The following is a 13565-nucleotide window of genomic DNA, read 5'->3' as shown; positions in this document are numbered from 1 at the left end:
CAGGCCCGTCAGTTCCCGGCTGCGTGCCGAATCTGTCCTTCGAGATCTGCGTTCTCGGTGCCACCGTCCATCTTGGCACCGAGAACGTAGAGGTCACCGGGGGTGAGCGGATTTCGCGCCGGGGGTGAGCGGGTTTCGCGCCGGGGGTGAGCGGGTTTCGCGCCGGGGGTGAGCGGGTTTTGGGCCGGGATGAGCGGGGTTCTGGCTGGGATGAGTGGGGTGCGGGCCGGGGCGAGAGGTCACCCGGGGCGAGCGGGGTGCGGACGCGCCGTGCTCCCGGCCTCGAGCCCGTGCCCGGTCGTGACCGAACGCGCGGTGATCCGCCGGGGTTCGCGCACGCCATGCGCTTCGGCAGGTGAACTGGGCCACGGACACGCCGTCAGGCCTGGTCCTCGCGCATTCCGTCGGTACGGTGTGCCCATCCCGGCGACGACGCCAGAGACAGGAGGTGGCTGATGCGCGACCAGCCGTCGATGCCCGACCAGTCGTCGATGGCCGACCAGTCGTCGATGGCCGACCAGCCGTCGATGGCCGACAAGCCGTCCGTGCCCGTCTACTTCGTCTCCGACTCGACCGGCATCAGCGCCGAGTCCATGGGCAACGCCCTGCTGCTGCAGTTCCCGTCGATCCCGTTCGAGCGCCACCGGGTCCCCTTCCTGCGTACCCTGGAGGAAGCGGAGAAGGTGCTGGCCATGCTCGATGCCGCCGCCGACGGGCCGGCGCCGCCGATCGTGTTCCTCACCGCTGTCGACGAGGCCGTCCGTGCGGTGCTGCTGCGCACCCGAGCCACCGTCGTCGACTTCGTCTCCGGGCCGCTGGCGCAGCTCGAGGCCCAGCTCGGGGTCAGCGGCGACCACGCTCCGGCCCGCCTGCACGGCGTGGGCGACATGGGCCGGTACAACCGCCGCATGCAGGCCGTCGAGTTCACCATCGAGCACGACGACGGCCAGTCCGTGCGGGCCCTGGAGAAGGCCGACGTCATCCTCATCGCCCCCTCCCGCTGCGGCAAGACCCCCACCAGCATGTATCTCGCCCTGCTGCACGGCCTGTTCGTCGCGAACTATCCGCTGGTCGACGAGGACTTCGAGGACGGTCGCCTGCCCGGTGCGATCGCCGAGCTCTCCGATCGCTGCTTCGGCCTGGAGACCTCTGCGCAGCGGCTCTCGGAGGTCCGCGGCGAACGCCGTGCGAACTCGCGCTACGCCTCCCTGGAGCAGACCCGCTGGGAGCTGGAGGGGGCCCGCCGCCTCTATCGCCGCTACGCCATCGACTCGATCGACTCCTCGGCGACCTCCGTCGAGGAGATGTCCACCCGCATCCTCCAATCCCTCGCCACCCGTCGACCCCGCAGCTGACTCCCCTCGCCCACCCCGCGGCGGCAGCGCCGCCGTCGGAAGGAGCACGACATGACCCCCACGATCCGCTGGTACTCCGACCTCGCGATGACCGACCTCGAGCAGGTCGGCGGCAAGAACGCCTCGCTCGGCGAGATGGTCTCGAACCTCGCCCGGCTCGGCGTGCAGGTCCCCGACGGCTTCGCCACCACGGCCGACGCCTATCGCGAATTCCTCGGCGCCACAGGGCTCGCCGAGCGGATCGAGAAGCAGCTGGGCGGGCTGGACACCGAGGACACGGTGGCGCTGGCCGCCGCCGGCCGCGAGATCCGCGAGATGGTGATCGCCCAGCCCTTCCCCGCGCAGCTCGAGGCGGAGATCCGCGAGGCCTACGAGCGCCTCGCCGCGGGCAGCGGCGCCGAGGCGTCCTTCGCCGTGCGCTCCTCCGCGACCGCGGAGGATCTGCCCGACGCATCCTTCGCCGGCCAGCAGGAGACCTTCCTGAACGTGCGCGGCATCGACGCGGTGCTCGCTGCGATCCGCGAGGTCTTCGCTTCGCTGTACAACGATCGGGCGATCGCCTATCGCGTCCACCACAGCTTCGAGCACGCCGCCGTGGCGCTGAGCGCCGGGGTGCAGAAGATGGTCCGCTCCGACCTCGGCTCCAGCGGTGTGCTGTTCACCGTCGACACCGAATCCGGGTACGACCAGGCCGTGTTCATCACCTCCGCCTTCGGGCTGGGGGAGGGCGTGGTCCAGGGAGCGGTCAACCCCGACGAGTTCTACGTGTACAAGCCCGGGCTGCGCGAGGACCGCCCGGCGATCCTCCAGCGCACCGTCGGCGAGAAGGCCACCAAGATGGTCTACACCGACGACCCCGCCGTCGGCCGCACCACCGAGTTCGTCGAGGTCGACCCCGCCGAGAGGACGCGCCTGTCCCTGACCGACGAGCAGGTCACCGCGCTCGCCCGGCAGGCGCTGATCATCGAGGAGCACTACGGGCGCCCCATGGACGTCGAATGGGGGCTCGACGGCGCCGACGGCGGGCTGTACATCCTCCAGGCCCGCCCCGAGACCGTGCAGTCCCGCGCCGGCAGCACGTTGGAGAAGTACCACCTGACCTCTCGCGGCAGCGTCCGCGTCGAGGGCCGTGCGATCGGCGCGAAGATCGGGGCCGGCCCGGTGCGGGTGATGACGTCGATCGAGCGCATGCACGACTTCGTCCCCGGCGAGGTGCTGGTCGCGGACATGACCGACCCCGACTGGGAGCCGATCATGAAGCGCGCCAGCGCGATCGTCACCAATCGCGGCGGCCGTACCTGCCATGCCGCGATCATCGCCCGCGAGTTGGGGATCCCGGCCGTGGTCGGCACCGGCGGCGCGACCCGCGAGCTGGCCGACGGCGAGGAGGTCACCGTCTCCGCCGCCGAGGGCGACACCGGCTTCGTCTACGACGGGACGCTCGATTTCACCGTCGCCACCAGCGAGGTGGACTCCATGCCGGAGCTGGACACGAAGATCATGATGAACGTCGGCACGCCGGCGCAGGCCTTCGCCTTCTCCCGGCTGCCGCACGCCGGCGTGGGCCTGGCGCGGTTGGAGTTCATCGTGAACCGCCAGATCGGCATCCACCCCCGCGCCCTGCTCGAGCTGGACCGTCTGCGCACCCAGGAGCCGGCGCTCGCGGCCGAGGTGAGCGCACAGGTCGCCGCCTACCCTTCACCGCGGGAGTTCTTCATCCAGCGCGTCGCGGAGGGGGTGGCCACGATCGCCGCCGCCTTCGCCCCGGAGCCGGTGATCGTGCGGATGAGCGACTTCAAGTCCAACGAGTACGCGAACCTGCTGGGCGGGAACCTGTTCGAGCCGCACGAGGAGAACCCGATGATCGGGTACCGCGGCGCGAGCCGCTACCTCTCGGAGGACTTCGCGGACTGCTTCGCGATGGAGTGCGAGGCGCTGCGGTACGTGCGCGAGGAGATGGGGCTGTCCAACGTCAAGCTCATGATCCCCTTCGTGCGCACCCCCGCCGAGGGCAAGGGTGTCATCGACCTTCTGGCCGGCAACGGTCTGGTGCGCGGGGAGAACGGGCTCGAGGTGATCATGATGTGCGAGATCCCCTCGAACGCTGCGATCCCCGAGCAGTTCCTCGAGCACTTCGACGGTTTCTCCATCGGCTCGAACGACATGACCCAGCTGACCCTCGGTCTGGACCGGGACTCCGGTCTGGTCGCCGACGCCTTCGACGAGCGCGATCCCGCCGTGCTGTTCATGCTCTCCCGCGCTATCGAGGCCTGCAGGACGGCCGGCAAGTACGTCGGCATCTGCGGGCAGGGCCCCTCCGACCACCCCGACTTCGCGCAGTGGCTCATGGAGCAGGGCATCACCTCGATGTCCCTGAACCCCGACACGGTGGTGAACACCTGGCTGCGCCTGGCCGGGCAGGCGGACGACGCGGCCTGAGCGACGTAATGCGAGGGACGAGCGGTAGGAGCTCAGGAAGATGGACGCGCCCTGAGCGAGCTCAGCTGTCGCTGCGTCCGCCGCCGGACTCGTGGTCCATCTCTGCGTGGGCGGTGGCCTGCTCGGAATCGGTCATCTCCTCCTCGCGCACGGGAAGGAGCTCACCGGTGGTGCTCATGTGTCCGCCGTGGCTCTCCGAGCCGGGGACGGAGGTGACCGTGGTCAGCAGGAACACGGAGTCGTCCAGCGCCTCGACGGCGTGAAGGTGATGGGTCAGGGCCTCGATGAAGCCGGTCTCCAGGACGGCCTCCTCCTCGCCGGTGACCTTCACGACGCCGCGGATCACCTGGATCGAGGCGGCGGGCGGGGAGTTGTGCTCGGCCAGTCGCACGCCCTGCCTCAGGGCGATGACGGTCTGTCGCAGCGGACCGTCGTTGACCAGCAGTTCGGCGTGACGGCCGTTCTCGGCCTTGCGGGCGCGGTCGATGGCCTGGGTGATCGCGTCGGACAGGGCAGACATGGAAACCTCCAAGTGAGCGGGGGCGGTCCCTGCCCAGTATCGATCAGTTCCGCGGATCCGTCAGGTCCGCGGCGGAATCCTTCGCCAGATCGAGCATCGCGCGCTCGCTGATCCCCAGCACCCGGGCCGCCGCGGCGACGTCCCGGAACTCCGGCTCGCGGCGCACCACGGTGCCGTCCTGGTCACGGGCAATCTTCACCGCGATCTTCTGCCCGCGCACCTCGATCTCGGTGAACTCGCGGGTGCGGATCAGACGCTCCACCCGGTGCATCCGCACCCCGAGCGTGCCGGTGCGGTCCATCAGCAGCGCCGCCGTGCTGCCCGCGGAATCCTCTCTGACCAGTGCGTGCACGGTGACGGCCGGACGGCCGTGCTTCATCGTGATCGGCGTCAGCCAGGCGTCCAGCGCGCCGTGGGCGAACAGCTCCTCGAGCACGCCGGGCCACAGCCGCGGGTCGAGGTCGTCGACGTTCGCCTCCAGCTGCAGGGCGGACGTCGGGGTGTCGTGGGCGTCGGCGGCGACCCCGCTCGACGCGGCCGCCGCGGTCCGTCCGGTCGGCAGCTCGGAGGCTGCCAGGGCGGAGGGATCGGCCGACCCCGTCCCGACCGCATGCTCGGTCCGATGATCGATGGAGTCGCCCTGATGGGCACCGGACGGGTGGGAGCCGGCCTGGTGGGAGCCGACCTGGGGGGAGCCACCAGCCGGGTGGGAGCCGCCCTGGTGGGAGCCGGCCTGGTCGGGTTCGCCGTATCCCGGGCGGCCGAGGACCACCCGCACGACGTTCGGCCGACCCGGGGTGTCCTTGGTGCCGGCGCCGACGCCCACCGCCTCGGTGGCCAGCATCGGCTGTGGCCCCGCGGAGGCGGCCAGGCTGCGCATCAGGGCGACGCCGGTGGGGGTGGCGAGCTCGCCGATGCCGGGGGCGACGCCCGGCGGGACCCGTCGACCGCCGTGCTCGTGCGGCCCGCCGGCGACGTGCTCGGGCACAGGGGCATCGGAGTCCGGGACCGTGAGGCCGGACGCGGCGTGGTCGGGAGAGGGGGAGTGATGGTGCACCCCTGTCGGGGCGGGCTCCTGGCCGTCGTGGGGTGGACGGTCACCGTCGCCGTGCGGATGGTCGTGCTGGTGAGCCGGCCCGTGCCCGCGCGGTGGCAGCAGCTCGCCGGCGACCGTCGGCCATCCCGTCGCGAGGCGCACCACGGCCGGGACCGGCACCGGGATGTCGCCGTGGGCGGCGCGGATGCGCCCGCTGCCCACCGCGATCACGCTGCCCACCCCCATCGTGATGCCGAGCTGGCGCCAGGCTTCGCAGGCCCCGATCACGTCGGCCAAGGAGTCCAGTGCCCCCACCTCGTGGAAGTGGACCTCGTCCGGTGCCACGCCGTGGGTCGCGCCCTCCGCCTCGGCCAGGCGGGTGAACACCGCCAGCGACAGGTCGATCGTGCGGGCGGGCGCCTCGTCGAGGGCTCGCGCGCGTTCGAGCATCGCCCTGATCGAGGACCAGGTGCGATGCGGCGGATCGTCGACCAGCACCTCGACGTCCACCTTGGTGGCGCGCTGACCGGCACGGTCCACCTCGCGGCGCACGAAGCGCACCGATCCGGGAACCAGCGCATCGAGCACCCGCTGGGCCCCGTCGAGGTCGGCGCCGGCATCGATCAGCGCCCCCAGCAGCATGTCCCCGGCGATGCCGGCGGTGGCGTCGATGTAGGCGAGGCGGCCGAGGGCGTGCCCGGGCGGCGTCGATCCCTCGAGCGAGGGCATGCGCTCGGCGGGTGGGACGGGGAACGGGGTCGGCACCATGGATCGATCGTAGGCCTCGGGGGCCGGGCGGTGCCGTCGTGATCCGTACCCGCCCTTGCCGCCCGTCGGCCGCCGGAGGACGATGATGACCATGATCATCACGGTGCTCGGGGCGGCAGGGACCATCGGATCGCGGCTGGCCGAGCAGCTGGAGGAGCGGGGGCACGAGGTGCGGCGGGCGAGCCGCCGCACCGGCGTCGACGCCCGTACCGGCGTCGGACTGCGCGAGGCGCTGGGCGGGGCCGACGTCGTCGTGGACTGCCTGAATCTCGAGGCGCTGCGCGCCGCCACCGCCCGTGCCTTCTTCGAGGGCACCGCACAGCACGTCGTCCGCACCGTCCGGCAGGAGGGCGTCGGGAGGATCGTGTGCGTCTCGATCGCCGGGGCCGCGGACCCGGCCGTGAACCGCCTGATGGGCTACTACCAGGGCAAGGCCGCACAGGAGCAGGTGTACGCGAGCAGCGGCGAGAGGGTCACGATCATCCATTCCACCCAATGGTTCGAACTGATGGACGACGTGGTCCGCCGCGCCTCGATCGGCCCCGTCTCGGTGCTGCCCACCATGACCATGGCGGCGCTGTCGGCGAGGAGGGCTGCCGCCCACATCGCCGACGAGATCGAGGATTCCACCGACGACCCGCACTCCCGCACCCTCACGGTGCGCGGCCCCGAGGTCGCGACCACCCGTGAGATCGCCCGGGCGATCCTCTCCTCTCGCGGCAGCATCGGCGGGCGCCGGCCCCGCGTGCTGTGGCAGCTTCCCTATCTGGGCCGGGGGATGGCGGACGGCGGACTCGTCCCCGCCGACGGGATCGTCGACGAGCTCACCCTCGTGCAGTGGCTCGCCGACGACGAGGGTTGACCGCACGGCGGGTGGTGGATCTGCGGGCCCAGGCCCGGGCGACGCCATGACCCATTAGCGTGGACCCTCGTGGAGACGACGACGAATGCGGCCGATGCCGCGGACACCCTGGGGCTGGACGGCCGCTGGTTCGACCCGCTGTGGCGGATCGAGGTGGAGCTCAGCCCGCTCGAGCGCGGGCTGCTGGACCATGCCCGGGTGCGCCGCCTCGCCCATATCGCTCATGCCGGGGCCGCGGCGCTGACGACCACCCAGACCTATTCGCGGCTCGAGCATTCCCTCGGACTGCTCGCCCTGGTGGCGCACTTCGCCCCCGACGACCAGGCGTCGCGGATCGCGGCGCTGCTGCACGACGTGGGCCACCTGCCGTACAGCCACACCCTCGAGGGGATCGAGGGCCTGGACCACCACGACCTTTCCCACCAGCGGATCCTCGCGCTGCGTCCGCTGCTCGAACCGCAGGGGATCTCCCCCGAGCAGATCATCGCGATCGACGAGGGGGAGATCCCCTCGCCGCTGGGCAGCCGTCCGGGCACGATGAAGCTCGACCATCTCGACTCCTTCCTGCGCAGCGGCCAGGCCCACGGACGAACGCGGGATCTGCCGGCGAGAATGCTGCGCCGTCTGCGCCTGGACGACGGCACCGTCGACACCGACCGCGAGACCGCGGCCGAGCTCGCCCGCCTGGTCGCCGCGGAGGCCCGGGCCCAGCGCTCCTGGGCCGACGTCCTGGCGGTCGCCGTGCTGCGCGACCTCGTCTCGACCGCGCTGGCGGCGCCGGGCGGGGCGCTGTCTCTCGAACGGCTGGTCGAGATGACCGACGCCGAGCTGTGGGCTGCGCTCGCCGAGTGCCCCGCGACCAGCGCTGATGCCCGACGCCTGCGGGAGGACCCCGGGGCCTGGCAGGTGCTGCGCAACGGGAGCTCGCCAGCGGAGGGAACCCATCTCATCCACCGCATCAGCCGCGGCTACCTCGACCTGCCCACCGTCGACGGCGAGGTGCTGCGGGATCCGGAGATCGAGGCCCTGACCGCGGAGCTGCCGCTGGAGTTCGTGATCCGGCGCTGAAGGCGCGGCGACCTCGTGATCCGTGAGCGTCAGCGGAGTCGTCGTCCCCGTGGCCCGGCACCGTCCGCGTAGAACCCGAGCTGACCAGTGTCGCGCGGGTCGAATCGCTCTGCCTACAGCTCGATCACCACGTAGCGCAGCTGTTCGACGTGGAAGAACAGCAGATCGACGTAGAAGTCGTCGCCGTCCACGTCGAAGTGCACCTGGCGGCCGACGAAGGCGAACCCCGGTCCGAGCTCTCGCAACGTCTCGATGATCCGCGTGACCAGCCTTTCCTCGGGCTCCCGTTCGCATGCGTCGCTGTCGAGGGCGAGGAAATCCCGGGTGTAGGGGTCCTTCGTGAGCTGTTGGGCGAGGTCGGAATCTCTGCCGTCGAGCGCGGTCGGGAAGTTCGACGGGGCTGCCGATTCGCGTTCATGCAGGCGGGTCCTGATCTGATGGACGAGCACGGGCCTGGTCCAGCCGTGCTGGGCGTCCTGGCCGGCATACCAGTCGCGCAACTCCGAGTCATCGAGCTTGCTCAGGAGCTCGATGACGTGACCCCACGGCAAATGTGCAACGCCGCGTTGCACAATCTCGTCCTCCGACGACCAGGCCTCGGCGAACGCTCGCATATAGAGGAGATTTCGTCGCGAGAAGCCCTTCATCGTGGGGAACTCGGCGCGCAGGTTGGCTGCGAGCCGCTGGAGCACCTTCGATCCCCAGGCCTGCTGTGCCTGCCGGTCCAGGCTCGTCCTGCCGATGCGCCAGTACAACCGCAACAGTTCAGTGTGCGCAGCGCGCTGCGCCCTGAAGCGAGCGTGGTGAACGTGCTGTTTCAGCTCTTCGAGCGTCGAGGCGTAGTCGTCGGGCACCAGGTCAGCCATGTCCCGGACGGTGTCCGCCGGGTCCGACACACGGGATCGAACGGTCGTGAGAGACCCGGCGCTCCGACGTCGACCGGGGTGGGTCAGCGGCGGGCGGCCCGCAGCTCCATGTCGCTCAGCTCCCGGTCGGCGCGCCGGGACGCCCACCCATGGAGCTCCCTTCCCGCCTGCAGAGTCGCGTTCTCCCCGTCGATGACCAGCCGCCGCTGAGTCACGCTGGCAACTTCCAGGTTTCCGCCATGGGAGTCTGTGCCGGGCCGGCATCTTCTCACGCAGCCGTCATCGCGGAACTTTCGAACCGAGATGGTAGAGGTCTTCGGGCACTGAATGGCATATCTCGGTGCACATAATTGACGAACACTTGCGATGATCACACAATAGCATCGCGGGACGTCGTCATTGCGATGGCGAAACAACGGGGGTCCGTGTAGCAGAAGCAAATCATTCGCGACCCTCGCTGAGTCGCTTATTTTCTGAATACTCACGTCATGTGACGTCGGCAGCAGAATGTCATCTCTGCTTCCGCGTGAGAGCTCCGATTAAAATAAAACTGGAAAAGCCTACAGCGCCCACTAGAGCGGCTGGCACTGCCAGGCTATCTGGAATGACCATCGACGATCGAAGCCAAAGGGCGGAGAGCCCAATAAGGATGAAGACCGTAGCGATCTTCCAAGCGTGCCGCATGGGGTTCTCTTTCGGTGGCGGACAACGAGTTGCCACAGGGTATCTCGTGCGCTGACGTGTCCCACGTCAAGTACGTGGTGCAGGCACAGGCCCAGGCGGCACCATGGACGTCACAGGCTGGCTCCACCGGCAACGTCCGGCCTGCTCGGTCGGAGCATCCTCCCCGCAAGCACGCCTGACCTGCTGAATCGTCTCGATGAGGCGAAGGCATGGGCTCCCGTCCACGACACCGGCACCGATGGGATCCGCGACGGGGCATGGGTCGCAGAACTGACTGGACAGCACGCTCCCGAAGCCTGCACCGTCCTGACCGGCACGAACTGGCTGCGCACCGCCGTCGCACAGACCTGACCAGGTGCTCCACCCGTCCCTACGACCAGCAGAACCTCTTCTCGAGAGTGGAACACGATCTCTCGCAACGGGCACTGCGACGAACCGTCATACTCGAACGACAGAATCGGCAGCTGAACATCGGCAACGACGCCGACCGCCCCCGCTGATCAGACCGATGAAATATCGAGGCTATCGGTCGATGGGGTACGAGGACTCAGCGACCCACTTCAAGAAGACCTTCCGCTGACGTCGGCCCACCGCGCCGATCTCCCGTGCCACGATGCGGGTCTCCGCGACACGGGGCTGCCAGCTGGTGCGTAGGGTTCGGGCGTGACCTTCTCCGCGCATGTCCCCGTCCCGGAGCCCGTCCCGCAGCTCGCCCCCTTCGCTCCGGGCACGCGGGTCGCGCTGCGCAGCATCAGGAATCGGCCCTCGGCGAGCCCCGCGCCCAGCTTCGCGGTCGCGGGAATCGTGATCGCCGATTCCGAGGAGTTCTCCGTGGTCGCCACCCCGGTGGGGTCGGGGATGGCTCGCCGCGCGGGTCGTGCCGAGGGGCCCCGTGATCGGCTGGTGGCGCCGCTGGACTGGGACGGCACGCACGAGGAGACGACCTGGCGTGGCGCCACGGTGATCCGTGTCCACGCCCGCGGCGAGAACTGGTCGATCTGGCGATGGCACGACGGTCGCTCCTGGACCGGGGACTGGTACGGCAATCTCGAGTGCCCCTGGCAGCGGTCCCCGATCGGGTTCGACACCCAGGACTGGGTGCTCGACGTCGTGGGCGTCGGGACGCCCGGGACGGAGTCCTGGAGCGTCGAGTTCAAGGACGACGACGAGCTCGAGCACCTCCTGCGGATCGGTGCGACCACCGCGGCCGAGGTGGAACGCATCCGCGAGCAGGGGCGGCGCCTGCGGCAGGCCTTCGTGGAGGGGGCGTGGCCGTTCGACGCCGACTGGGAGCAGTGCCTGCCTTCCGACGATCTCGGGCCGGTCCCCTTGCCTGTGGGATGGCGGGAGCTCGACCACCGCGCGGTGCACGGAGGATGACGCGAGGCGGGCAGTGGTCGCTCAGCGGGAACGTGCAGCTGGGTCGGTCTCGGGCTCGTCGGCCTGCTGACTCGCGACGGTGGCACCTGAGGTAGCGCCCCTTACAGATCCACGATGGAATTGTCCAACACGCACAGTCACGTCCGGCGTGACTGAAGTTGTTGGAGGATCGATGTCAGTTGATGTAGCGAATCTGCTGCACGAACTCGACGTGCTGGTCACGGAGGGTTCCTCGCGATCGAGCTGGCTCTTGCGCACACCGGATCGCACGTCCTTCGAAGTCACGCCTTCGGTGCCGACCGAGAGCCTCAATGCTCGCCAGATCCGGATCGACGCCTCCCCCCAGACGAGCGCGGATCGCCGCGTGCTGCACGTCGGACGATCCGCGACCCCTGGCGTGGTCGAGCGCGCCGAGGCCGGCGAATTCGACATCCTCACTGCCGAGCCGACCCGGCTCATCCACGCTGGCCGTACCTACGAGGCGGCGTCTGCTCCATCACTGCGAAGGCGGCCACGGGAGCAGACGGGCCGGCCTGCGTGGGTCCGTTGGGCGCTGCAGCGCTACCTGCTGCTCACGCCGAGTCCGAACCGACAACCGGTGATCGCAGAGGCTCTCGGGACCACCCAGCAGTCGGTCTCCCGCGCCGCCCAGGCGCTGCAGGGACTCGTGACCGACGAGGGCAAGGGGCTGCTCGCCCCAGATCGAGCTCGCCTGCTCGAGCACTGGCGCAGCGAGTACCCCGGCCCAGGCGGGCAGGAGTTCGGCTGGTACGGCCTGGACCCCGTGACGGAGCAGGTCGACCAGGTCGTGAACATCGCGGCGCTGCTCGAGGTGCCCGCTTTGGTGAGTGGCGACGTCGGCGCCGACAGGCTCGCTCCCTGGAAGCTCCCGATGCGAGGGCGGGTATACGTCGCCGGGCCCATCGACCTCTCCGACGACGGCTTCGTCCCTGCGCCGCTGGGGGAGGCGACCCTCATCACCTGCGTGCCTCGCGATCCGACACTCTGGCGTCTCGCCCCACACGTCGAGGAGGCGGAAGGGTCCGACGGCTTCCCGATCGCGGACGCTGCGATCGTCCACTGGGATCTGCTGATGAGCGGAGACCAGGACAGCGGCGAGGCAGCGCAACAGGTCTCGCGGCTTCTCACGGGGGACGGATGATGAGCGAGTCGACCATTTCGCCGTCGCGCGCGCTGCGCGTGGCCTCGATGAGCAACGCGGACGAGCTGGGCGAGCCGCTGCTTCTCGACGTGACGGCCGAGCTCCGCGACGGGCGCAGCATCGAGTACAGCACGAGGATTCCGGACATCGAAGCCGCGGTTGTCCTGAAGGCTCATGCCTGGAAATCACGCCGCATGCAGTGAAGGGTGTGCTCGACCGTCCCGGAGCGGCCCGTCCCATCACTCGGCTCGCGCCCCCGCGCCGAGCACCTGCGCGGCGAAGCGCTCGCCGATCAGCCGATGGGTCGCCGTGTCCGGATGAAGGGCGTCCGGCAGCGGATGCTCGACCGCGTCGGCCTCGCCGTACAGCGCGAGACCGTCGACGAGGTGCAGACTCTCATCGTTCCGTCGGCCGACGACCTCGTCGAGCGCCTCGCGGATCACCGTCAGAGTGAGCCGGCCCAACTCCGTGTCGCCCTCGGTGCCGGAGGCGGCGAAGCGCACCTGGTCCGTGCCGATCGAGGCGGGGTCGACGGTGCCGGGCCCGGGGGTGTGCTCGTGGATGCCGCAGAACAGCGGGGTGACGAGGTGGATCGGCGTGTGGGGATGACCCTCGCGGATGGTGTCGAGGAATCCGTGGACGGCGGGCACGAGGGTGCGTCGACGGAAACCGTCGAGGTTGACGATGTTGATGCCGAGCTCCAGCGAGATGACGTCGGCCGGGGCGTCGCGGATCGTCCGGGCCACGAACGGATCCACCAACGCGCTGCCGCCCAGGCCCAGGTTCCGCAGCTTCATCCCGGCCGCGCGGGCGGCGATGACGGGCCAGATCTGCGTGGGCGCGGCGGCGTTGGAGCCTTGGCTGATGGAGCTGCCGTAGTGGACCCAGCCCGGCTGCCCGTCCGGCTCGAGCGGCATGACGGGCCCGTCCGCCCGGAGCGCGACCAGCTCGATCCCCTCGTTGTGGGGGAGCCAGAGCTCGATCTCCTTCTCCTCGGGCCCCAGGTCGGACACGACGGCGCGGTGCGTCGGCCCCGGCTGCAGGGCGGATTCGCCCGTGGCCAGGTCGACGTCGAGAGCGTCCCCGCCGGTGAGCGGGTCGCTGAGCACGAGCTCTCCGTCGATCACCATGTCGACCCGGCCGCGAGGCCGTTCCGCTCCGCGGAAGGCCACCCGCGTCGAGTGCAGCTCGAGCTCGAGCTGCTGGGAGCGCGTGCGCAGGGCGAGTCGGGCACCGGAGGGCTGGTGCTCCATGGCCAGCAGCTGCGGATCCGGGAACTGCGCACGGGCCCAGGCGGGTAGACGGTGGGTGCGCAGTCCGCGAGGCGTCGGTTCGAGCTCGGCGAGGCCGCGTACGAGATCGAGGGTGAGGGGTACGGAGTGCATGTTCGCAACGTACGCCCACTGATTCGCCGACGCGGACTGC

12 protein-coding genes are annotated in these 13565 nt (G+C 70.1%); 7 read left to right on the top strand and 5 right to left on the bottom strand.

Features of this window, described 5'->3' with window-relative positions; genetic code table 11:
* Positions 1–509 precede the first annotated feature (509 nt).
* Both JOF44_RS12445 and ppsA read left to right on the top strand, forming a co-directional pair.
* Positions 510–1355: a pyruvate, water dikinase regulatory protein gene (locus JOF44_RS12445; RefSeq protein ID WP_209895978.1), complete on the top strand. Its 846-nt coding sequence runs from the start codon at positions 510–512 to the stop codon at positions 1353–1355.
* Positions 1356–1406: 51 nt separating this feature from the next.
* Positions 1407–3794 (top strand): phosphoenolpyruvate synthase, encoded by a 2388-nt coding sequence (gene ppsA / locus JOF44_RS12440; protein WP_209891761.1) that lies wholly within the window; start codon positions 1407–1409, stop codon positions 3792–3794.
* 61 nt (positions 3795–3855) lie between these two features.
* Here the strand turns inward: ppsA and JOF44_RS12435 are convergent, their stop codons facing one another.
* Both JOF44_RS12435 and larC read right to left on the bottom strand, forming a co-directional pair.
* Positions 3856–4314, bottom strand: a complete 459-nt coding sequence (locus tag JOF44_RS12435) for a cupin domain-containing protein (RefSeq protein ID WP_209891758.1) — start codon at positions 4312–4314, stop codon at positions 3856–3858.
* Between the two features lie 43 nt (positions 4315–4357).
* A complete protein-coding gene (gene larC / locus JOF44_RS12430; RefSeq protein WP_281067095.1) occupies positions 4358–6118 on the bottom strand; it encodes a nickel pincer cofactor biosynthesis protein LarC in 1761 nt (586 codons plus the stop codon).
* A gap of 85 nt (positions 6119–6203) precedes the next feature.
* Here larC and JOF44_RS12425 point away from each other — a divergent pair, with 85 nt between their 5' ends.
* Complete coding sequence (locus tag JOF44_RS12425) at positions 6204–6980, top strand: SDR family oxidoreductase (protein WP_209891755.1); 777 nt, start codon at positions 6204–6206, stop codon at positions 6978–6980.
* A gap of 69 nt (positions 6981–7049) precedes the next feature.
* Positions 7050–8048 (top strand): HD domain-containing protein, encoded by a 999-nt coding sequence (locus JOF44_RS12420; protein ID WP_209891752.1) that lies wholly within the window; start codon positions 7050–7052, stop codon positions 8046–8048.
* Between the two features lie 113 nt (positions 8049–8161).
* Here JOF44_RS12420 and JOF44_RS12415 read toward each other — a convergent pair whose 3' ends face one another.
* Entirely contained in the window at positions 8162–8914 is a 753-nt protein-coding gene (locus tag JOF44_RS12415) for a PDDEXK nuclease domain-containing protein (protein WP_209891749.1), read from the bottom strand.
* An 83-nt stretch (positions 8915–8997) separates the two neighbouring features.
* On the bottom strand, positions 8998–9129 hold the full coding sequence (locus tag JOF44_RS21000; RefSeq protein ID WP_281067094.1) for a hypothetical protein: 132 nt from the start codon (positions 9127–9129) through the stop codon (positions 8998–9000).
* Between the two features lie 1132 nt (positions 9130–10261).
* On the opposite strand from JOF44_RS21000, the gene JOF44_RS12410 reads away from it, so the two are divergent.
* The 3 genes from JOF44_RS12410 (at position 10262) to JOF44_RS12400 (ending at position 12343) form a co-directional block, all read left to right on the top strand.
* The gene (locus JOF44_RS12410; RefSeq protein WP_209891736.1) at positions 10262–10978 is read left to right on the top strand and encodes a DUF402 domain-containing protein; all 717 of its coding nucleotides are present in this window, start codon (positions 10262–10264) and stop codon (positions 10976–10978) included.
* Between the two features lie 172 nt (positions 10979–11150).
* The gene (locus JOF44_RS12405) at positions 11151–12140 is read left to right on the top strand and encodes a hypothetical protein (protein ID WP_209891733.1); all 990 of its coding nucleotides are present in this window, start codon (positions 11151–11153) and stop codon (positions 12138–12140) included.
* On the top strand, positions 12140–12343 hold the full coding sequence (locus JOF44_RS12400; protein ID WP_209891731.1) for a hypothetical protein: 204 nt from the start codon (positions 12140–12142) through the stop codon (positions 12341–12343). Before JOF44_RS12405 ends, JOF44_RS12400 begins: the two co-directional genes overlap by 1 nt.
* A 36-nt stretch (positions 12344–12379) precedes the next feature.
* Here the strand turns inward: JOF44_RS12400 and JOF44_RS12395 are convergent, their stop codons facing one another.
* The gene (locus tag JOF44_RS12395; RefSeq protein ID WP_209891728.1) at positions 12380–13525 is read right to left on the bottom strand and encodes an SGNH/GDSL hydrolase family protein; all 1146 of its coding nucleotides are present in this window, start codon (positions 13523–13525) and stop codon (positions 12380–12382) included.
* Between the last annotated feature and the right edge of the window lie 40 nt (positions 13526–13565).

It is taken from the genome of Brachybacterium fresconis, assembly GCF_017876515.1.
Lineage (GTDB): Bacteria > Actinomycetota > Actinomycetes > Actinomycetales > Dermabacteraceae > Brachybacterium > Brachybacterium fresconis.
The sequence above is the reverse complement of the archived record's forward strand: the minus strand, read 5'-3'. Positions and strand labels throughout refer to the sequence as shown.

Bases quoted from the DNA above. Each gene is read 5' to 3' on its own strand.
- JOF44_RS12445 (WP_209895978.1), top strand. From the start codon at position 510: ATGGCCGACCAGCCGTCGATGGCCGACAAGCCGTCCGTGCCCGTCTAC.
- ppsA (WP_209891761.1), top strand. From the start codon at position 1,407: ATGACCCCCACGATCCGCTGGTACTCCGACCTCGCGATGACCGACCTC.
- JOF44_RS12435 (WP_209891758.1), bottom strand. From the start codon at position 4,314: ATGTCTGCCCTGTCCGACGCGATCACCCAGGCCATCGACCGCGCCCGC.
- larC (WP_281067095.1), bottom strand. From the start codon at position 6,118: ATGGTGCCGACCCCGTTCCCCGTCCCACCCGCCGAGCGCATGCCCTCG.
- JOF44_RS12425 (WP_209891755.1), top strand. From the start codon at position 6,204: ATGACCATGATCATCACGGTGCTCGGGGCGGCAGGGACCATCGGATCG.
- JOF44_RS12415 (WP_209891749.1), bottom strand. From the start codon at position 8,914: ATGGCTGACCTGGTGCCCGACGACTACGCCTCGACGCTCGAAGAGCTG.
- JOF44_RS12405 (WP_209891733.1), top strand. From the start codon at position 11,151: ATGTCAGTTGATGTAGCGAATCTGCTGCACGAACTCGACGTGCTGGTC.
- JOF44_RS12400 (WP_209891731.1), top strand. From the start codon at position 12,140: ATGAGCGAGTCGACCATTTCGCCGTCGCGCGCGCTGCGCGTGGCCTCG.
- JOF44_RS12395 (WP_209891728.1), bottom strand. From the start codon at position 13,525: ATGCACTCCGTACCCCTCACCCTCGATCTCGTACGCGGCCTCGCCGAG.